This window comes from Ensifer adhaerens, from assembly GCF_028993555.1.
GTDB classification, from domain to species: Bacteria; Pseudomonadota; Alphaproteobacteria; order Rhizobiales; family Rhizobiaceae; genus Ensifer; species Ensifer adhaerens_I.
Genome location: NZ_CP118613.1, coordinates 90,020 through 108,337, shown reverse-complemented (window position 1 = coordinate 108,337; position 18,318 = coordinate 90,020). Strand labels below are relative to the sequence as shown.

At 57.7% G+C, this 18,318-nt stretch carries 16 protein-coding genes; 9 read left to right on the top strand and 7 right to left on the bottom strand.

The genetic code is table 11. From position 1 onward, the window contains the following. The first annotated feature begins 81 nt into the window (after positions 1–81). Together PWG15_RS36370 and PWG15_RS36365 are read left to right on the top strand one after the other, a co-directional pair. Complete coding sequence (locus PWG15_RS36370) at positions 82–7,821, top strand: RHS repeat-associated core domain-containing protein (protein WP_275028075.1); 7,740 nt, start codon at positions 82–84, stop codon at positions 7,819–7,821. Between the two features lie 94 nt (positions 7,822–7,915). Then, the gene (locus PWG15_RS36365) at positions 7,916–8,383 is read left to right on the top strand and encodes a L,D-transpeptidase (protein WP_275028074.1); all 468 of its coding nucleotides are present in this window, start codon (positions 7,916–7,918) and stop codon (positions 8,381–8,383) included. 219 nt (positions 8,384–8,602) lie between these two features. Here PWG15_RS36365 and PWG15_RS36360 read toward each other — a convergent pair whose 3' ends face one another. Continuing rightward, positions 8,603–9,169: a UPF0149 family protein gene (locus PWG15_RS36360; RefSeq protein WP_275028073.1), complete on the bottom strand. Its 567-nt coding sequence runs from the start codon at positions 9,167–9,169 to the stop codon at positions 8,603–8,605. A 260-nt stretch (positions 9,170–9,429) separates the two neighbouring features. Between PWG15_RS36360 and PWG15_RS36355 the strand changes: the two genes are divergently transcribed. Then, complete coding sequence (locus PWG15_RS36355) at positions 9,430–9,651, top strand: hypothetical protein (RefSeq protein ID WP_275028072.1); 222 nt, start codon at positions 9,430–9,432, stop codon at positions 9,649–9,651. A gap of 11 nt (positions 9,652–9,662) precedes the next feature. Here the strand turns inward: PWG15_RS36355 and PWG15_RS36350 are convergent, their stop codons facing one another. The 3 genes from PWG15_RS36350 to PWG15_RS36340 form a co-directional block, all read right to left on the bottom strand. Beyond that, positions 9,663–9,878 (bottom strand): hypothetical protein, encoded by a 216-nt coding sequence (locus tag PWG15_RS36350; RefSeq protein ID WP_275028162.1) that lies wholly within the window; start codon positions 9,876–9,878, stop codon positions 9,663–9,665. Between the two features lie 152 nt (positions 9,879–10,030). Beyond that, a complete protein-coding gene (locus PWG15_RS36345; RefSeq protein ID WP_275028071.1) occupies positions 10,031–10,228 on the bottom strand; it encodes a hypothetical protein in 198 nt (65 codons plus the stop codon). A 512-nt stretch (positions 10,229–10,740) separates the two neighbouring features. Then, positions 10,741–11,637: an SMP-30/gluconolactonase/LRE family protein gene (locus PWG15_RS36340; RefSeq protein WP_275028068.1), complete on the bottom strand. Its 897-nt coding sequence runs from the start codon at positions 11,635–11,637 to the stop codon at positions 10,741–10,743. A gap of 72 nt (positions 11,638–11,709) precedes the next feature. Here PWG15_RS36340 and PWG15_RS36335 point away from each other — a divergent pair, with 72 nt between their 5' ends. Then, positions 11,710–12,126 (top strand): GlcG/HbpS family heme-binding protein, encoded by a 417-nt coding sequence (locus PWG15_RS36335; RefSeq protein WP_275028066.1) that lies wholly within the window; start codon positions 11,710–11,712, stop codon positions 12,124–12,126. After that, complete coding sequence (locus PWG15_RS36330) at positions 12,126–12,986, top strand: NAD(P)-dependent oxidoreductase (RefSeq protein ID WP_275028064.1); 861 nt, start codon at positions 12,126–12,128, stop codon at positions 12,984–12,986. Before PWG15_RS36335 ends, PWG15_RS36330 begins: the two co-directional genes overlap by 1 nt. Positions 12,987–12,989: 3 nt before the next feature. On the opposite strand, the gene PWG15_RS36325 is transcribed toward PWG15_RS36330, so the two are convergent. Together PWG15_RS36325 and PWG15_RS36320 are read right to left on the bottom strand one after the other, a co-directional pair. Then, positions 12,990–14,021 (bottom strand): L-idonate 5-dehydrogenase, encoded by a 1,032-nt coding sequence (locus PWG15_RS36325; protein WP_275028062.1) that lies wholly within the window; start codon positions 14,019–14,021, stop codon positions 12,990–12,992. Positions 14,022–14,031: 10 nt separating this feature from the next. Next, a complete protein-coding gene (locus tag PWG15_RS36320; RefSeq protein ID WP_275028061.1) occupies positions 14,032–14,979 on the bottom strand; it encodes a 2-hydroxyacid dehydrogenase in 948 nt (315 codons plus the stop codon). A gap of 86 nt (positions 14,980–15,065) precedes the next feature. Here PWG15_RS36320 and PWG15_RS36315 point away from each other — a divergent pair, with 86 nt between their 5' ends. The 4 genes from PWG15_RS36315 to PWG15_RS36300 are packed head-to-tail and all read left to right on the top strand — an operon-like array spanning position 15,066 to position 17,539. After that, positions 15,066–15,821, top strand: coding sequence for an SDR family oxidoreductase (locus tag PWG15_RS36315; protein ID WP_275028060.1), 756 nt, complete (start codon positions 15,066–15,068; stop codon positions 15,819–15,821). Next, on the top strand, positions 15,790–16,326 hold the full coding sequence (locus tag PWG15_RS36310; protein ID WP_275028059.1) for a gluconokinase: 537 nt from the start codon (positions 15,790–15,792) through the stop codon (positions 16,324–16,326). The genes PWG15_RS36315 and PWG15_RS36310 overlap by 32 nt, the downstream gene beginning before the upstream one ends. After that, positions 16,323–17,210: an NAD(P)-dependent oxidoreductase gene (locus PWG15_RS36305; protein WP_275028057.1), complete on the top strand. Its 888-nt coding sequence runs from the start codon at positions 16,323–16,325 to the stop codon at positions 17,208–17,210. Before PWG15_RS36310 ends, PWG15_RS36305 begins: the two co-directional genes overlap by 4 nt. Continuing rightward, on the top strand, positions 17,207–17,539 hold the full coding sequence (locus tag PWG15_RS36300) for a hypothetical protein (protein WP_275028056.1): 333 nt from the start codon (positions 17,207–17,209) through the stop codon (positions 17,537–17,539). Before PWG15_RS36305 ends, PWG15_RS36300 begins: the two co-directional genes overlap by 4 nt. A gap of 49 nt (positions 17,540–17,588) precedes the next feature. Here PWG15_RS36300 and PWG15_RS36295 read toward each other — a convergent pair whose 3' ends face one another. Next, entirely contained in the window at positions 17,589–18,317 is a 729-nt protein-coding gene (locus PWG15_RS36295) for a cytochrome b561 domain-containing protein (protein WP_275028055.1), read from the bottom strand. Between the last annotated feature and the right edge of the window lies 1 nt (position 18,318).

Below are 18,318 nucleotides of genomic sequence, written 5' to 3'. Positions count from 1 at the left end.
TTGCCCTGGCTGTTAATCTGTTTCTATGCGTCTGGTGGAAAGGCGGAAGTTGTTCCGGGAACAATCGCGGGACAATTGACTGTGAACCTCAACGGTTCCTCTTCATACAACTTACCTCTGGCATTGCCACAGGGCACTGCTGGAATGGCTCCCAAGCTGTTCCTCTCCTATGACAGCAATTCTGGTCCCGGACAGTTTGGGCTCGGATGGTCGCTTGCTGGTGCATCAGCTATCAGTCGGATCAATCGCACAACTTTCATTGATGGTCGGCCAACTGCCGCGGTGTTCGACGATGCCGTCGACGCTTTGGCCCTTGACGGGTCACGGCTTGTGACCGCTCCTGAGGGTGCCCCATATCTCGCAAAATCGATTGACGATCAGACTCGTGTTTGGCGCGATGGTCAGAAGTTTGTCGCGAAGACAAAAGCTGGGCTGACCCTCTACTTTGGAGAAAGCCCAAACTCGCGGATCAAAACATCCGGTGGCCAAATTCTCACGTGGGCGCTAAGTCGCATTGAGGATACTTTTGGAAATCAGATTGTCTTCTTGTATATCCAACGCGAAGGTGATTGGGGAATCGATAAAGCTTTTTGGACAATTTCTAAAGGTGCTTTGGATCAATCCAACCTGTATGATGAAACTTCGTTACGGACAGAATCTTTTGCAAATCTGGTGGTCGAGTACGACACCAGCGCACAAATCTACTCAGCGCGATTCATCAGTGGAGAAAAGACTTCTCGCAGCCTCTTTGCAACTGGCATCGTCGCGTTTGTGGGCCAGACCGAGTTTCGTCGATATGAGTTTGAATACGAGACGACCGGTCGCTTTGGCGGCCGTCGCCTGAAATCAATCAAAGAAATCGGGGCCGATATCGGTAGCCCTCGGGTCGAATATCCGAAGACCGAATTCACTTACACAAATTTTGAACCTCGCTGGAACAAATCAACGAGCTATGAGCTGCCGTCGGACTTCGGATCATACCGCTCCCTGAGATCGGGCTACCGTCTGATTGACCTCGACGGAGACGGCGACCGCGATCTGCTCTATTCAGCCTATGTAGATGGGCACAGCTTCCGTCGGGCCTTCAAACAGGACGCGCAACAATGGCTGCCGAACGGTGGCCTCGCACCGCCGATCGATTTCTCAAGCGAATCGGATGAGACCGATGCCGTTTTCTTTTTCGACGCCGACGGAGACAACAAGCCGGAGTTGTACTCCAGCCGCCTGTCCGCAGGAAGCCTTCAGGCTACCGCTCATCTTCAGGACAACGATACCTGGGCGGAGGCGCAAGGACGCGAACCGCCGTTTATTGTTGTTGCCGACGGACAGCGCTTGATGACGACGTTCGCCACACTCTGGGACGCACAGTCTCGGCTCTTAACCTGGGGCGCTCAAGGGGATCTTAATTCCTGGATAATTGACCAAGGCCGTTGGCAGGGCGTTCCCGTGTCCGGTTGGGCTGAGGCTGGGATGCCGGCGCAGGTGTTTGACGGCGACTTCAGATGTGACGGCAAGCCCGACCTGGCCACTGTGTCCGCCAACAAACACACGATTCGGTTCTTTGAGAAGGCAACCAATTCAGAAGGCGGCCTTGAGCTCAAGGAGATTGCCACACATCAAAGCAGTGGTGACATCACGGCCGCAAAACTGCTAACGCGCGGTGCTTGCAGCAGTATCTCAGTAGCCACCTCGAGCACAGGAGAAGTTTCGGTTGTTAGCATCGGATCGTCGGGGTCGGTGGAAGTGGATACGCTACCGCTTGCAACAGATCAGATGGCCAAGCTGGCTGATATCTTTCCGCTGGATGTCGTCGGGCAAGGGGATCAGGACATCGCCATTCTTTTGGCAGCCGATGATACAAAGGCCAATATTTCCGTCTTTCGCTTCGATCAATCAAACAAGAGTTGGGCGCACGACCCTGTGCTCGACTACGTACCCTCCAGCGCTGGAGAGACGGTCGACGGGGCCTACCTCATCACAGTTGAAGATATTGACGATGACAAGCGCGAAGATTTCCTCCTGCTGCCGGCAGAGGCAGGCGTGACCACCAAGGCACTCGTCAATACTGGAAATGGTTTTTCCCTCGTGTTCGGCTTTGTTCCTCCGATCGAGTTCGCGCGGGAGGAGAAAGTCGGCGCAAGTCCTCAATTTGTCGATTTGAATGCAGATGGGCTCACGGATGTGGCGGGCTATCATCTGGACAAGGACGGTAAGGAAGTCATCAACACAACACAGATAAACACGAAGGATGGCTGGGTCGGGGTCGAGGCGCTAAAGCTGCCAAAGCCAATAACTCATGAGAAAGGCGGATCGGCCGGGGCTTTTGTCGATTTCAATTCTGATGGCATCGCAGACTTTGTATATGCCTACGGAGCCGCGACTGATTGGGGCGCGTGGACAATCGCATTTGATAGCTCAGGAAATGCCCTGAGATGGGACCCTGTCCCCGGATACAAACTGCCCCTCGAAGCACGGCTTTCGGATCCCGAGAATGGTGACATGGGGGTTCGGTTTATGGACCTGAACGCCGATGGGCGGGTGGACATTTTGGTAGCGCGAAGGGAACTCGATGGTTCATTTGTTCGCAGTTCTTTTCTAAATTCCGGAACAGGCTGGACGGTCGCTCCGGCCGGATTTTTATCGCCCGTCCCCTTCGTTTCCCGCAATAGCGCAGAAGTTCACTATGAAACGAAGGTTTCTCAGGGTCAATATTATCGCGATTTGCAAGTATCAACGCTTGATCTGAATGGAGATGGTCTTTCAGACCTTCTCTTCAGATACGGCCACAAAATGCTGACAACCGGGTTCGGCATTCCCTATACGCCTGGCAAGGGTTGGTGTCTCAACAAGGACAAGGTCATTCCTGGGCCGAATCCGGGAGATCCAATAACGATTGAACCTCATCCGATCTCCGCGGCCACCGAATGTGCAGGTGTCTACTTGTCTACCGGCTCAGGATGGAAACCAAGCACTGATGACTACCTTCCGCCCGCAAAGCTAGACCTCTCTATCCAGGAAGAAAACGCGTCGGTGGATATTATTGACGTTAACGGAGATGGGCTGCCGGATATCGTACCGTCGCGTCTTGTGGCTGGCGCCAACCAATACAATGCGTTTCTCAACACTGGAAAATCCTGGATTAAGGACGCCGCATACTCGGTACCGCTTGAGGCGTTGTCAGCAGATAAAAAGCTGACGGGTCACAGGATCATGGACTTGAACGGCGACGGCCTCCTCGACATTGCCTATAACCGTCCCGGTCCTGCAAAAGGAACGTTTCTCAACAACGGTACCGGGTGGACCAAGGCCAGTGAGCAATTCGCTCCACCGGAGCCGTTCGTAAACGACAAAGGCGAAGATCAGGGTATCCGCTTCATAGATGTAGACGGGAACGGTATGCCAGATGCATTGCGGAGCTTCCGTGACAAGAGAGGCAACCTTATTCAATCCGCTTTCCTGAATTCCGGCGATCCAACTAACCCGCAGCAGGCTATAGAGAGTCGTGCGGACATGCTCAAGACCATCGCCAACGGCATGGGATTAGTCACGACGCTAGACTACAAGTCCCTGATCAGCCCGAGAATAAGTGCTGTGATTACGGCGGAGGATTTCTACACTCCCAGTCCCATTTCTCCGTTCCCGAAGATAAGTCACGTGCCGACTATGTATGCGGTCCAGCAGATGTCGTTCGTGGACACGGATAAGAGTGAGATCGCTACGCGATATCAATACAAGGGCTTCCGGTTCAATGTGCCGGCAGCGGCCGCGCTCGGTTTCGAAGAGCGGACGGCGCGCAACTTCGTAAACAACGTCCCGAGCGGCATCGAAGAGCGCGTCGAAATGTTTCAGGACTATTTCCGGGTCGGCCGCAGCAAACGCGAACTGGCGATTGTCGACGGCGTCACCGTTTCTGAGATTACGAACGAGTATGACCTGGTCGAGCATTCATCAACTGCCTGGCCCAAGCGACTGATACTCTCGTCGACGACGACCACGACTCGCGACCTGAATGGAGACCAGATCGGTTCGACAAGACAGCAGTTCGCGTATGATTCCTTCAACAACGCCACCAAGACCTGCGTCGAATACGGCGACGGTTCTCGAACGCTAACAGACAATAGTTACGATAACTCGCCTGATTTAATGGCGCCTGCTGTGCTTTTTCTGGGTCGACTGGAAAAAGCTGTCGTTTCTCACTATCGAACAAGGACCCCGGTCGCTTGCAGCGAACTTATGCAAGGATTGTCAGGCGTTCCTCCAGACGAAGTCGTCACCAATACCGCAACTTTCGCCTATGACATCAGGCGTAACTCTACGGGCAACTTTGATACCGCCAGCACTGGAGTGCTGAAGAAGGAAGTTGCAAATTCTGGTCATCCGCTCGCTGTCACGAAGTCCTATCAGCACGACAAGTTTGGTAACACGGTCGGCGAGACAGCCACCACAGCCGACCTCCCGGCTCGATCCAAGTCGACCGAATACGACACACTGGGCCGCTTTCCTATCGCGGAATCGAATGCTCTCGACCACAAAGTTACATACGAATATTCGTCTCTGCTCGGTCTCGCAACGAAAGTCACCGATCCAAATCAAGTCGAGAACGAAAACGAGTACGACGGCTTCGGGCGGTTGATCGCATCAACTTCGCCCACCAAACTCAAGTCGACCGACATTCGGAAGTTCGAGTCAGGATTTGAAGTTCTTGGGCGGCAGGTCGCGCTCAAACAGGTTCAAAAGGTCGGCGATCTTCCCGAAATTACAACGTACTTTGACTATCAGGGACGCACGCTGCGCACCGAAAAATTGGGCAAATCGGACGGCGTCTTTCGCAAAATCTTCCAGGACACGAAGTACGATGCGCGAGGGCGTGCCGTGGCAAGCTCGCTCCCCTTTTTTGAAGGTGACCCGGTCTTCTTCGGCCAGACCGAATACGACAATCTTGACCGGGCAACGCGAACAATCGCGCCGGACGGCGGTATTACCAAAGCTGCATATGCAGGACTGATCACCAGGATCACAGACGCCAACGAGAAGGTTTCGGTCAAGATCGTCAACGAAAAAGGTCTGACCGTCGAAACGGTCGACAATGCGAAAGGATCGTTGAAGTTCGAATATGGGCCTGGCGACCGCTTGCTGAAGACAATTCAGGTCGATGGACTGGAACTCCTCCATGGCTACGACCAGATTGGTAACAAGGTGATGTCGATCGATCCTGATCTTGGTCGCTGGGACTACCGGTATGATGGATTTGGCGAAATTTTCTGGCAGCGGGACGCCAAAGGCCAGGTCACAACGGTGTCTTATGACCTGCTCGGCCGACCGCTTCAGCGTCACATGCCGGACAAACTCGATCAGTTTACCTATGATACCGCAGCATTCGGCATCGGAAAGCCAAGCGCCGTATCATCCTCTGACGGTTATGAAGAGCAGTTCGCCTATGACAACAAGGGACGGCTTTACCGTAAGGCGACACGCATTCAGGGCGAGCTGTATTCGACGTCAGTGGAATACGATGAGTACGATCGCGTCGTCCAAGCTCACCATCCGGGCAACTATGTCGTCAGCAGTGAGTATGATGATCTTGGATACCTTTCCAAGGTGCGCGCCAATGATCCGCTGAAACCGTACTTGACCGAACACAAGATCTATTGGACCGCAGGTGAGCGCGATCAATACGGCCGGATCATCACCGAGGAATTCGGCAGCGGTGTCACGTCGACCTATGCCTACGATCCGCTCAAGGGAAATCTGAGCCGGATCGCAGCCCAGGCGGCAGATGAAACCGAGATCACTGATATATCCTTGGACTACGATCTCGTCGGCAATCTCCTCTCCAAAGACCACAAGACTGAAAAAAAGAAAGAAGACTTCAAATACGACGATCTCGATCGACTGACGAATTGGAACGTGAATGGCAAGACGCAGGGTCGATACACCTATGATGGTGCCGGCCGCATGCTCTCAAAAACCGGCATGGGCAAGTATTCATACGACGGCGAAGGGCCGGCACACGCCGTGAAGCGCATTGCCAAGCCAGACGGCAGCGAGGCTGAATACCAATATGACGCCAACGGCAACATGGTGTTCGGACCTAAGGGTCGCTTCGAGTATTATGCCAACAACTCAGTGAGGCTGATCTATAAGTCGAAGGACGCATGGTCGCGCTTTTCCTATGCACCTGACGGGAGCCGGTACTTCCAGCACTACTCTGAGACGCGCGCAATCGGCAAATCCGGATTTGTGACCAATGTCCTTCAGACGATCTCCGTCGGCGCCTATGAGCAAATCCGCGATCTAGGCGGCTCGTTCATCGTCAAGCCTGGCGGTTTCCAGCGGCACCGGCTCTATCTCGCCGCCGAAGGTGGCGTTGTTGCAGTGCTGGAGCATTCTACAGAATTCGAGCCGCTGGCAAATGATCCCAAATTCAAGGCCGGAAAGGAAGACACCCCGCTCGCGATCGCGTTGACGACAATGTCGGTCAGTTACCTGCATAAGGACGAATTAGGCTCGATCGTGAAGGTCACGAACGAGGACGGGGCAGTCGTTTCCGGCTATTCCTACGATCCTTGGGGCAAGAGGGTCCAGGTTGCCTGGGCGGCAAAAGGAAAACAGGATTTCGCCGAAGGCACGTTCCGGCGCGGCTTCACAGGACACGAACATCTCGACAATCTCGATCTGATCCACATGAATGGGCGGGTCTACGACCCGGACCTAGCGCGTTTTGTGTCGGCCGATCCGACGCTTCAATTCCCTGAAACTGGACAGAACTACGATAGATACTCGTATGTCATGAACAATCCGCTCGCATTCACTGATCCGAGCGGATTTGGACTTTGGGAAGCCATCAAAAAGCTTGGTAGAGCAATCGCAAAACCGTTCGAAAAGATCGGGAAGTGGATCGAAAAAAATTGGCGCACGGTTGTTGTGATTGCGGTTGCAGCGGTTGTCAGCGTTTTCACCGCTGGGATTGGAGGCGCTATACTTGTCGGAGCTATCAGCGGCGGACTGAATGCTGCGCTGTACGGGGGAGACTTCTCAGACATACTCCGAGGAGCGATAATTGGAGGTGCGTCCGGGGCGGCATTCTTTGGAGCAGGCGAATTGGCTTTGGGTGTCGGCGCAGAAACTGGCTCTTTCTGGGCCGAGACAGGTGCTGGGTCGGTTGGTCATGGAGTCGTTGGTGGCTTGGAATCTGAAATAAATGGAGGCGATTTTTGGAGCGGATTTGCATCCGCCGCCGTGACGAAGGCTTTTGCCAGCAAGGTCGCGGATATTCGAAGTGACGCTCTGCAGACAGTCGCAGCCTCGGCGATTGGCGGAACTGCTAGCGTGGTCGGTGGCGGCAAGTTTGAGAATGGAGCAATCACGGGCGCATACTCACACCTCCTTAATGATGCAATGCATAAGGCAAAAGAGCAGTCAGTCTCACAAAAAAACCAGCCCGATTATATGGAAGACGCCATATATCCAACTTGGTCACCAATTGACCTTGCGATCGGTGCAGGTGCTTTTTTCTGGCGTTCGATGGTGTCGTTGTATGGTAGCTTTGTCGCAACTACGGGAGGCTTAGGAGCGTGGGTTCGCTTCGGGTCAAGCAGGCTTCCCGGAAGGCTGCCCGAAGGACTGAACAAAACAAATTGGTCAATCAGATGGGGATCAACGAGTAGACACCTGCAAAAAATCGGTAACCCTCGACTACGAGAGTGGAATCAAACACTAAGACAGCAAGGGGGCGGCCACTGGGATGTCGTTGGACCAGGACTCTGGTCCCCCGCTGTTATACCGCCACCTAGAACTGAGATGGCACCCAATCAACCCTAGTCTCTATCGGAAATGCTTCAGTGTCTGAGAGCTTGGATTTCGGGAACTCACGGCAATCCTTGAAGGTAAGCGAAGTAGCCAACAGGGGAGTTGAATGAATGCTGGTTCAATAGGCATTATCTTTCTTTCTGCGGCTAAGGTCACTCTCCGAACCATTGTTATCTCCCTGTCCATTGCTAGTGTGGCGTCAGCTTCGACATCGCAAGAATTGCAAGTGCATGTCGACCTCTCTGACCAATCTATGGCGGTAACTCTCGACGGCGAAGCCATCTATTACTGGCCGGTATCGACTGGAACCGTCGGATACAGCACCCCAACGGGAGTATTCCATCCAATCCGCATGCATGAAACTTGGTATTCGAGGAAATACGATGGCGTTCCGATGCCAAATTCGATCTTCTTCTTCGGAGGCTATGCGATACACGGTACCTTGGACACGAGAAACCTTGGCCGACCTGCGTCTCGCGGTTGCGTGCGTCTCCACCCAGAAAACGCCAAAGTGCTATTCGATCTGGTCAAGAAGCGGGGGCTCTCGCGAACAGAGATCATTTTGCACCAATAGGTCGACCAGCGGCTTAACACCTGGCCCAAACTTGAATTTACTTGGAGAAGATTCGACGTCAGGCTTGTCTGCGCTGAATGACCTCCTTTTACCTTGGTGAAAAGCTACGTCTATGCCGCAAATGTCCGGATCCAGGAAACACCTCCGACGACGTGAACATGAACGCGACGAGCAGCCCACGGCTTTAGTCTGTTGACGGACGAGGAGCCGTCCGTTGTTTCAGAACTTCTGCTTTGCGCGCCTTGGCATGAAGTAGCTTCGCATGTTGACGAGCGCTTCGCCGACGGCAGCAGCATCCTGGCGGGTCGCTTTCCGTTTTGTCTCGCCGAGCCTGCGGATGGGCGCGATGATATCGCCGGTCCCGGCATGACCTCGAAGAACCGGCTGCCAAAGCCTCGGCGCGTACCTTGTTCCTAACAGAAAGCAGAGGTCCCAATCGAATGGATCAAAGGTCTGATCATCGATCCTGGTGAACCTGGGCCGGTGGTCTTTCGGTGTTTCGGAAAGGCTCGCAGAGATGCGGTTATACTCCGCAACGATCGTCTGCACGGCCCGATGTTCGGTTGTTTCCATCGGCAGGTTCAGGGCATCCGGACCGGTCAGTTCCGGGATCCACTGACGTGGGTCGATAAACTTCGGGCCGATGATGAGAGCCGTGAGATAGCCATCGAGACCGCTCATTGACCAGATTGGCGATGCCGGACGACGTGCCCTGATAAACGCCTCGAACGCCACATCATCCAGCTTCGGTCGTGCGGTCGTCGTCCCCTGGCTGTTGTGCGTCATGCCGCCCGTCGCTCCTGCTCTGTCAGCGCCTCGCGCTCAGCCTTCCAGTTCCAACGGCAGAAGACTCTCCATCTCGCTGGCTTTCACTTTGCCCGCGATTGCGACCGGGCAACCTAAATCATCGACCATTCAACCAGGTAACGGCCAAGCTCTGTTCCGCATGCAAAGGCGATGAGGGCAAAGCCGATCCGTGCCGCCCACTGGTTGCGCACCTCCAAATAGCTTCGATTGACGCGATCGAGGCGATCCGCGAGATCTCAATGTTTGCTGTCGGACAGCGGAATGCCCCTGAGCTGAGCGAAAATGCGAAACCAGAATTGGTGGTCAGCCTCGCGACGATCGACGTGGGCCTCAAGTGCGCAATGAGCCACGGCCGTTGTGGCATCGACACCGTACAGCTCTACAGCGGCTTCGATGGCGCTCTCCTGATCGAAATTACCTGCAAAGATGCTTTTCACGCGGTCATACCTCATTTTCGTTGATGGTCTTTGCCTTAGCTGGCCTGTCCCATGAACCGCATGCCCTCGTCTGTCCACGAGATGGAGGTTCGACTTCCTGCGAGCGGTCCACCCAGGAGGACAGGCGTGTTGATCTCGACCAGGCCGTGATCGAGGAGAACGCGAAGTCGGCGCCACGGAAGGTCGATTTCCTGGCCCCGGGCGATCAGCGCCATGTCCTCCTGAACCTGCTGAACCGTGTTGCTCGTCATGGTCACGAAGTCTTCCCTTGCTGGTTGATGTCCAATGCTCACCCATTCAATCTGAGATTTCAAGCATCGGGACGCAATATCTCCAGAGGAGATATGCGGCGGCACGCGGGCCACGGCGGAAAGCCGCGCTCTGCGTGCAGGGCGCGGCCGTCTCACTTCGGCTTGTTGTCGTTGTCGGCTTTGGCGTTGAAATCGCACTGATAGCTGACCTCGACGTTGGCGATGAGCGGAAGCGAGACCGCGACCGAGATCTTCAACTGGCCTTTATGGGACAGTTTGGCGACTTGCCGATTGAGGTAAAGGCGAAGGCGGCGGCCGGTCTTCTGGCAGAAGGTTACGAGCGCTTTCATGAGGTTGATCCTCCTCAGTGGGGGCGTTTGCAGGAGGGGGCGAAATACTACCTTAAGCGCAGGCGCGGGTCCTTACATGCCGTCGGGGGACGAGAACGGATCCCGAAGCGATCGCGTCGCGCCTGGCAAATCCGGGGGGTGAAGGACGTTCGGTATCCTTGGTCGAACGACAAAAGAGGGTGCGTGACTATAGAGCAGTGGGGAGGGTTGCCTCAGAAGGGGGCGGCTCGACTTCGATGATGTCGGCCAGCACCACCCCAACTGGGGCTGTGGCGCGTGCGTTTGCATGTCTGCAGTTCTGGTCGCCCGATGGAGGAAGGAGGATTTCCTCCATCGGGCGCCGTCGAAAAACGCAAGTTTTTCGGCGGTTCAGTCAAACGGGTGTTTCCAATAATGCAGTGTCTGCCACTCTTTGTGGGCGCTGACCGGTTTTCCTGCACTACTTTGTTGTTGACGCAACCCTTGCGTCGAGCTTCCATCTTGTTAAATGGCGCCTCGGTTGTTCGCCTTGGTCACGGGTGTTGCATGCCGCAACGATTGAGCGAGATCGTGTAGATGCTGGTTGTCGCGGTGATGAAGAGTTGATGCTTGGCCCGCCCCCCGAAGCAGAGATTTGAGACAACCTCCGGGACAAGAATCTTACCCATCAGGTGACCATCAGGCGCGATGCAGTGCACGCCATCCGCAGCCGAAGACCATAGGTTGCCGTCAAAATCTACCCGAAACCCATCAGCACAACCTGGGCTGATGGTGTAAAATGCGTTCCCTCCAGATATTTTACCGGCTGGTCCAACGTCGAAGACGCAAACATATTGCGCGTCGGCGCCAAACATTCTGCCGGTATCGGCAACATAGAGTCGGGTCTCGTCGGGGCTGAACGCCAATCCGTTCGGGCACTTCAACTCCGTGGCTACCGCTTCAATATGTCCGTCGGGATCGACGCGATACACGCTACAAGGTAATTCCTGCTCACTGCGATAGCCTTCGTAATCGGTCATAATTCCGTAGTGCGGATCAGTGAACCAGATCGAGTTGTCCGATTTCACCACCACGTCATTTGGGGAGTTTAGCCGTTTGCCTCGGTAGCTGTCGGCAATCACGGTAATTGAACCGTCGAGTTCCGTCCGCGTGACCCGTCTTGTGCCATGTTCACAAGTAACGAGTCTCCCCTGTCGGTCCCGTGTGTTGCCGTTCGCGAAGTTCGACGGCTCCCTGAAGACCGAGACCCCAGCGCCGGGGCACCAACGGTGGATACGATTATTGGGAATGTCTGAAAACAGAAGACATCCTGCGTCACCAAACCAAACCGGGCCCTCTACCCAATCGAAACCCGTCGCGATTTGCTTCACCGGTGCATTGCAGAGCACATAGGTGCGAAAAACAGGATCGATTGCTTCAAAGAACGACATTCAGCTTTCCCCTAAGTATAACGATATGTTATCGATAACATATCGAGACTTTGGAAGCGAGAGAGAATTGCGATGGACGCCACCGAAAACACGCTGGTCTTAACCGATGATGCGGTCTTAAGAATGTTGTCGGCTGCCCGAGAACGGGCGCAACAATTGCACCAGCCGCAATGCATCGTCATTGTCGATGCAAGCGGTGTCACCCTCGGCCAGCTGCGAATGCGTGGTGCGCGATTTTTGTCCCTTGCTAGCGCTGAAGCAAAGGCGCGGACCGCGGCCTCTATCGGTGCGGAGACCAAGACAATTCCGGAAGAGGTGCGGCTTCTCATCGCCGCGGCAACAGGTGGAGCTGTGACCGGCCTTACCGGCGGCCTGCCGATCAGAATCGCTGGTGTGCTCGTCGGCGGGATAGGAGTTGGTTCGGGTACCGGTGAACAGGATGCCTCAGTCGCACGAGCTGCACTTAGTGTGATAGGAGCCGACATCTGATGACGAAAATTGCTGTTCTGGGGACGGGCTTGATGGGTGCGCCCATGGCGCGACATTTAGGTGCGTGTTTCGACATTAGCGTTTGGAATCGCAATCCGGACCGAGCCTTGCCTCTGGCCGACATTGCTCGAGTCGCACGCGATCCGGTAGAGGCCGTTAGCGACGCTGACGTTGTGATCTCCATGCTGCTTGACGGGGAAGCGACTGAGGCTGTTCTGATTGGAAAAGGGGCCATCGAAGCAGCAAGACCCGGCGCTCTTGTGATTGACATGGGCTCTGTCGAACCCGAGTGCGACCGCCGACTAGCGGATTTTGCCAGCTGCCACGGAAAACATTTCATCGATGCCCCCGTTTCAGGCGGGGTTGTTGGCGCGGAGGCCGCTTCGCTTTCCATCTTCGTTGGTGGAAGTACTGAGGATTTCGAGTATGCGTTTCGATTCCTGTCCGCACTGGGGCGACCAACACATATGGGACCGGTCGGCTCGGGACAGGTCGCGAAACTGGCAAACCAGCTGATCGTGGCGATAACCATTGGCGCGGTGGCTGAGGCACTCCATCTTGCCGAAAATGCCGATTGCGATCCAGCAGTTCTCGTGCAGGCCCTCAAGGGTGGCTTTGCCGACAGCCGCATTCTGGATCTACATGGAAACCGAATGGTGAAGGGCGATTTTCAGCCTGGTGGGCGCTCTGCCGCCCAGCTTAAGGACCTGCGCAACGCTCTGGATGCAGCCGCTCAAGCCGGCCTTACGCTCCCACTCGCGCGGACCGTAACGGATGGCTTTGCGGACCTCGTCAACAACAAGGGCGGCGCGGATCTTGACCACGCCGCCTACTTTTTATGGCTGAAAAGCCTTTGCTGACGGTCAGGAAAAGGCGATCTGCGCTTTCATCGCCTGGCTGCGGTCGCTTGCCAGCTCGAAAGCGGTGATTGCATCGATGAGCGGCAGCGTATGGGTGATCAGCGGCTTGACGTCGATCAGCCCCTTCTGCATCAGCCCGACTCCGGTCGCGAACTCTTCGTGGAAGCGGAAGGAGCCACGCAGTTCGAGTTCCTTGGCAGTGATCGCCATCATCGGCAGGCTCATATCGCCGCCGAGCCCAAGCTGGATGATGACCCCGCGCGGGCGCAGCGCAGCGATGCCGGCGGCAAGCGCCGGCGCGGCGCCGGAGCACTCGTAGAGAACGTCGAAGCTGCCCTTGTCGGCGCCGTAGGGAATGAGCGCATCCGGCTCGCTTTTCATGTTGATGACCCGATCCGCGCCGACCTTCTTGGCGAGCCCCAGGGTGAAGTCGGAAAGATCGGTGGCGACTATCTCGGCCGCGCCGGCGCGGCGCGCCGCCAGGATCGCAAGCACCCCGATCGGTCCGCAGCCAGTGACCAGAACCCGCTTGCCGAGCGTTTCGCCGACCCGGCGCGTCGCATGCAGCGTCACCGCCAGCGGCTCGGCAAGCGCCGCCTCACCGGGCGTCAGGCCATCGGCCGGCACGCATTGGATGGCGTCGGCGATAAGCACCTCGCGGAACGCCCCTTGGATATGCGGGAAAGGCATGGCGCTGCCGTAGAAGCGCATGTTGAGGCACTGGTTGTGCAGCCCTTCCTGGCAATAGCGGCAGGTCCGGCAGGGGCGCGATGGCGACACAGCGACGAGTTGGCCGATGTTTAGCCCCTCGACGCCGGCTCCGAGCGCTTCCACATAGGCCGAGACCTCGTGGCCGAGAATCATCGGCTCGCGCAGGCGCACCGTGCCGAAGCCGCCGTGATTGTAATAATGCAGGTCGCTGCCGCAGACGCCGCCGACGGCGAGGCGAAGCCGGACTTCGCCGGCGCCCGGTGCCTCGACTGTCCGCTCCTCGATGCGCAAATCTTTTGCGCCGTGAACGACGATGGCTTTCATCGGAACCTCCTTACAGAACCGGAGTCAGCAGCGGCTTGCCGGCAAAATGCGCGGCGAGATTGTCACGCACCAGCTGGCCCATGGCCTTGCGCGTCTCGATCGTGCCGGAGGCATGGTGCGGCTGGAGCAGCACGTTGTCGAGGGCAAGAAAGCGCGGGTTCAACGCCGGCTCGCCTTCGAAGACGTCGAGCGCCGCAGAGCCGAGTGTCTTGTTTTCCAGCGCTTCGAGCAGCGCCTCTTCGTCAATGTTGGAGGCGCGGGATATGTTGATCAGCATGCCCTCGGCTCCGAGGGCGGCGATCACCTCGCGGCCGACGATATGGCGCGTCGCGGCGGAAGCGGCGAGCGTGACGAAGAGGAAGTCCGACCGTTCGGCAAGCGCCACCGGATCGGCGATATATTCCCATTCCGACGCATAGGGCTTCGCCTCAACGTCGGAATAGGCGATCTCCAGATCGAAGCCCTTGAGGCGCTTGGCGACCTCGTAGCCGATCCGGCCGAGGCCGAGCACACCGGCGCGCCGGCCCCAGACGCGCCGCTTCAGCGGATAGAGGCCCTTGGCCGCCCAGCTGCCGTCCTTCACCCAGCTTTCCGCGCCAATCATGCCGCGCGATAGGCAGAGCATCATCGCCACGCCGAGATCGGCGACGTCATTGGTCAGCACGTCGGGCGTATTGGTGACGCGGACGCCCCGTTCGCGGCAGGCGGCAAGATCGACAGCGTCGAATCCGACGCCATAGACGGAGATGACTTCGAGCCCCGGGCAGGCCTCGATCATCGCGCGGGTTGCGCCGAGCTCACCGCGCGTGGCGATTCCTTTGACGCTCGGGCCGACCTCGGCGAGGAAACCCGCCTTGTCGGCGGCATCGAAGTAGCGGTGCACGGTAAAGGCCTCGTTCAGCGGCACCTCGTCCCACGCAGGATAGGGGCCGACCTGGAGAATATGGGGCTTGGTCAATTCAAAACTCCGTCCCTTGACAATTGATGTTATCGATAACATAAACAGATCAAATCCAGTTGTCGAGATGAAATGCAGGAGGAAAAATGGCCCTCGAACTGTTCGATCTCAGAGGCCGGCGTGCGCTGGTCACCGGCTCGTCGCAGGGCATCGGCTTTGCGCTCGCCCGCGGCCTTGCCGAGGCCGGGGCGGAAGTCGTCCTCAACGGGCGCGACGAAGCCAAGCTCGCCGAAGCCGCCGAACGCATTGCCGGCGCGAAGAAACTCGCCTTCGACGCAACCGACCATGAGGCGGTGCGGAGCGCCGTCGACGGCTTCGAGGCGGAGGTCGGGCCGATCGACATCCTCGTCAACAATGCCGGCATGCAGCACCGCACGCCGCTCGAGGATTTTCCCGCCGACGCCTTCGAAAAGCTGCTCAGGACCAATATCTCGACAGTCTTCAACGTCGGCCAGGCTGTGGCGCGGCACATGATCAAGCGCCGCGCCGGCAAGATCATCAACATCGCCAGCGTCCAGACGGCGCTCGCCCGCCCGAGCATCGCCCCCTACACCGCCACCAAGGGCGCGGTCGGCAATCTCACCAAGGGGATGGCGACCGACTGGGCGAAATACGGCCTGCAGTGCAACGCCATCGCGCCGGGCTATTTCGACACACCGCTCAACGCCGCCTTGGTCGCCGACCCGGACTTTTCGGCCTGGCTCGAAAAGCGTACGCCTGCCGGCCGCTGGGGCAAGGTGGAAGAGCTGGTCGGCGCCTGCATCTTCCTCGCCTCGGACGCTTCCTCTTTCGTGAACGGACACGTGCTCTATGTCGACGGCGGCATCACCGCATCCCTCTGATACTCCCCGGCGCATGGTGCTGATGGGCGTTGCCGGCTGCGGCAAGTCCTCGGTCGGCGCCGCCCTCGCCAATCGCCTCGGCGCCGTCTATTTCGACGGCGACGACCTGCATCCGCCGGCAAATATCGCCAAGATGAGCAAGGGCATCCCGCTCGAGGACGAGGACCGCTGGCCCTGGCTGACCCTCGTCGGCGAGGCGCTTCAAGCCGGCATGGGGCCCACCATCATCGGCTGCTCGGCTCTGAAGCGCGCCTACCGCCAGCATATTGAACGCGCGGCCGGCGCGCCCGTCACCTTCATCCATCTCGCCGGCACCGTCGCCGTCATCGAGAAGCGCATGAAGGAGCGGCAGGGCCATTTCATGCCGCCGGCGCTGCTTGCCAGCCAGTTCGCGGCGCTCGAGCCGCCGGGACCGGACGAAAATGCCATCAGCGTCGACATCGACCAGCCGCTCGATGCGGTCGTCGATGCCATCGCTATCCAACTGGGAGGACTGCAAAAATGACGAACAGGGTCGCATTGATTGGCGCCGGAGCCATGGGGGGTGCCATCGGGACGAGGCTCATCGAAACCGGTAATCAGCTAACGGTCTTCGACCTCGACCAAGCCAAAGTTCAGGAACTGGTTGACAAGGGCGCGAAGGCGGCGCCGAGCGCTGCGGAAGCGGCGGCGGCATCCGACACGGTCATTCTCAGCCTCAATTCCCCGAAGATAGTCCATATCGCCGTCTTCGGCGAGACCGGCGTCGCCAAGGGGGCCAAACCCGGGACGCTGATCATCGACATGTCCTCTATCGATCCGGAGGCCACCAGGGCGCTCGCACAGCAAGCCGCGGAAACCGGCCTGCGCTGGGTCGACAGCCCACTATCGGGCGGCGCTCCGAAGGCTCTTATCGGGGAGTTGACACTGATGGCCGGCGGCAAGGAGCAGGATGTCGCTGATGCCTATGAAGTGCTGAAGCACGTCGCCTCCAACTATACCCATATGGGCCCATCCGGCGCCGGGCAAACGACCAAGCTGATCAACCAGGTTCTCTGCGGGCTGAATTTCCTCGCCGTCGCCGAGGCGACGCAGCTGGCGATTGATGCGGGCGTCGACGCGGCGAAGATCCCGCAAGCGCTGAAGGGCGGCCGGGCCGACAGCGCCATTCTGCAGGAATACATGCCGCGCTTCGTCGCCAGGGATTATCGGCGCACCGGCCGGATCGACAACATGGTGAAGGACCTGAACGGCGCGCAGGACCTCGCCCGCCGCACCAACACGGCGATGCCGCTGACGGCGACCTGCGCGGAAGTGCACCGGATGCTCACGGCGGCCGGGCTCGGCGGCGAGGACCAGGCGGCGCTGATGGAATTTTTCAAGGGACCCAACAAGGAGATTGCCAAATGATCACCCGCTATGCATTGTTCGAGGGAAAGGTGAAGGAGGGCGAGACTGCGGCCTTCCGGGCCGCGGTGTTGGAAAACATCCTGCCGAAATGGAAGGCCTTTCCCGGGGCGCTCGACGTGCGTGTCACCTTCGCGGATTTCCGTGACGACGGAGCGCCGGAAATCCCGATGATTCTGGCGATCAACTACCCGGATCTCGACACGGTCGAAAAGGCACTGGCGAGCCCGGCGCGCGCCGCGGCGAAGGCCGCGACCGAAGCGGTGCTGGCGCGCTTCTTCGAAGGCCGCATCCACCACCACGTCACCCAGGCGAACGAATTCCACCTCTGAGCAAAATCATGCGTAATCCGCGGCGCCCTGAGCGTCGCGGGTCTTTGGGCTATACGTCTTTAGGCGGTAGCTTCCTGATCCCCATGCCGATCGGCCGGAGGCTGTTCCCTGGATGCCGCGGATCTGGACCCCAAATGACTTGATAGGTGTCATACGCCATCCCTCTCCGCTGTAGCACGGCGAACGACACCAGCACGATCAGATACCATGTGCCGATAAGCAGGAGCATCCACCTCGGAGCATTCGCCTGCCAAAGGCCGGTTGAAACAGCCGCCATGGAGACCAGCAGCGCCACATAACCCAATGACTTGTGAATGCGCTCAAAGAGGCGGCGGCGGCGTGTCATGTCGTAGTGATCACCACGCCAGCTGCCGTCGGCTGCCGGTGACGACGGGCCACCTTTCGTTCCTCTGAACCATCCCCCAAGATATTGCATGCCGCCGAGTATCATGACCGTCCATCCCGTGAGCTGATGCGCCCAAATCGCTGCGGTTATCGATTTGGTTTCCGCAGGTGCGGAGAGGATAAGAAATGTGCCAACCAGCATGAGCACCAACGCTGCATACTGCGCACCGCGATGAAGATGCCACCATCGCCGATCGTCCAATACACGAGGCCAGTCCTGGCCGGGGAAGATTTTGAAGAACCGCGCTGCGATCACACCGATGGGGACGAGAACCGACCAGGCCATCACCATCGATCGCGCGTGCCATGACAGGTGCGTTCCGACTTCATGAACTCTTGTTGGATCGCAGGGAGCGAGCAGCCAATCGAACATT

Excerpts from the sequence above, each read along its gene's own strand:
- PWG15_RS36365 (WP_275028074.1), top strand. The coding sequence starts at position 7,916 with ATGAATGCTGGTTCAATAGGCATTATCTTTCTTTCTGCGGCTAAGGTC.
- PWG15_RS36360 (WP_275028073.1), bottom strand. The coding sequence starts at position 9,169 with ATGACGCACAACAGCCAGGGGACGACGACCGCACGACCGAAGCTGGAT.
- PWG15_RS36355 (WP_275028072.1), top strand. The coding sequence starts at position 9,430 with ATGTTTGCTGTCGGACAGCGGAATGCCCCTGAGCTGAGCGAAAATGCG.
- PWG15_RS36350 (WP_275028162.1), bottom strand. The coding sequence starts at position 9,878 with ATGACGAGCAACACGGTTCAGCAGGTTCAGGAGGACATGGCGCTGATC.
- PWG15_RS36345 (WP_275028071.1), bottom strand. The coding sequence starts at position 10,228 with ATGAAAGCGCTCGTAACCTTCTGCCAGAAGACCGGCCGCCGCCTTCGC.
- PWG15_RS36340 (WP_275028068.1), bottom strand. The coding sequence starts at position 11,637 with ATGTCGTTCTTTGAAGCAATCGATCCTGTTTTTCGCACCTATGTGCTC.
- PWG15_RS36335 (WP_275028066.1), top strand. The coding sequence starts at position 11,710 with ATGGACGCCACCGAAAACACGCTGGTCTTAACCGATGATGCGGTCTTA.
- PWG15_RS36330 (WP_275028064.1), top strand. The coding sequence starts at position 12,126 with ATGACGAAAATTGCTGTTCTGGGGACGGGCTTGATGGGTGCGCCCATG.
- PWG15_RS36325 (WP_275028062.1), bottom strand. The coding sequence starts at position 14,021 with ATGAAAGCCATCGTCGTTCACGGCGCAAAAGATTTGCGCATCGAGGAG.
- PWG15_RS36315 (WP_275028060.1), top strand. The coding sequence starts at position 15,066 with ATGGCCCTCGAACTGTTCGATCTCAGAGGCCGGCGTGCGCTGGTCACC.
- PWG15_RS36310 (WP_275028059.1), top strand. The coding sequence starts at position 15,790 with ATGTCGACGGCGGCATCACCGCATCCCTCTGATACTCCCCGGCGCATG.
- PWG15_RS36305 (WP_275028057.1), top strand. The coding sequence starts at position 16,323 with ATGACGAACAGGGTCGCATTGATTGGCGCCGGAGCCATGGGGGGTGCC.
- PWG15_RS36300 (WP_275028056.1), top strand. The coding sequence starts at position 17,207 with ATGATCACCCGCTATGCATTGTTCGAGGGAAAGGTGAAGGAGGGCGAG.
- PWG15_RS36295 (WP_275028055.1), bottom strand. The coding sequence starts at position 18,317 with ATGTTCGATTGGCTGCTCGCTCCCTGCGATCCAACAAGAGTTCATGAA.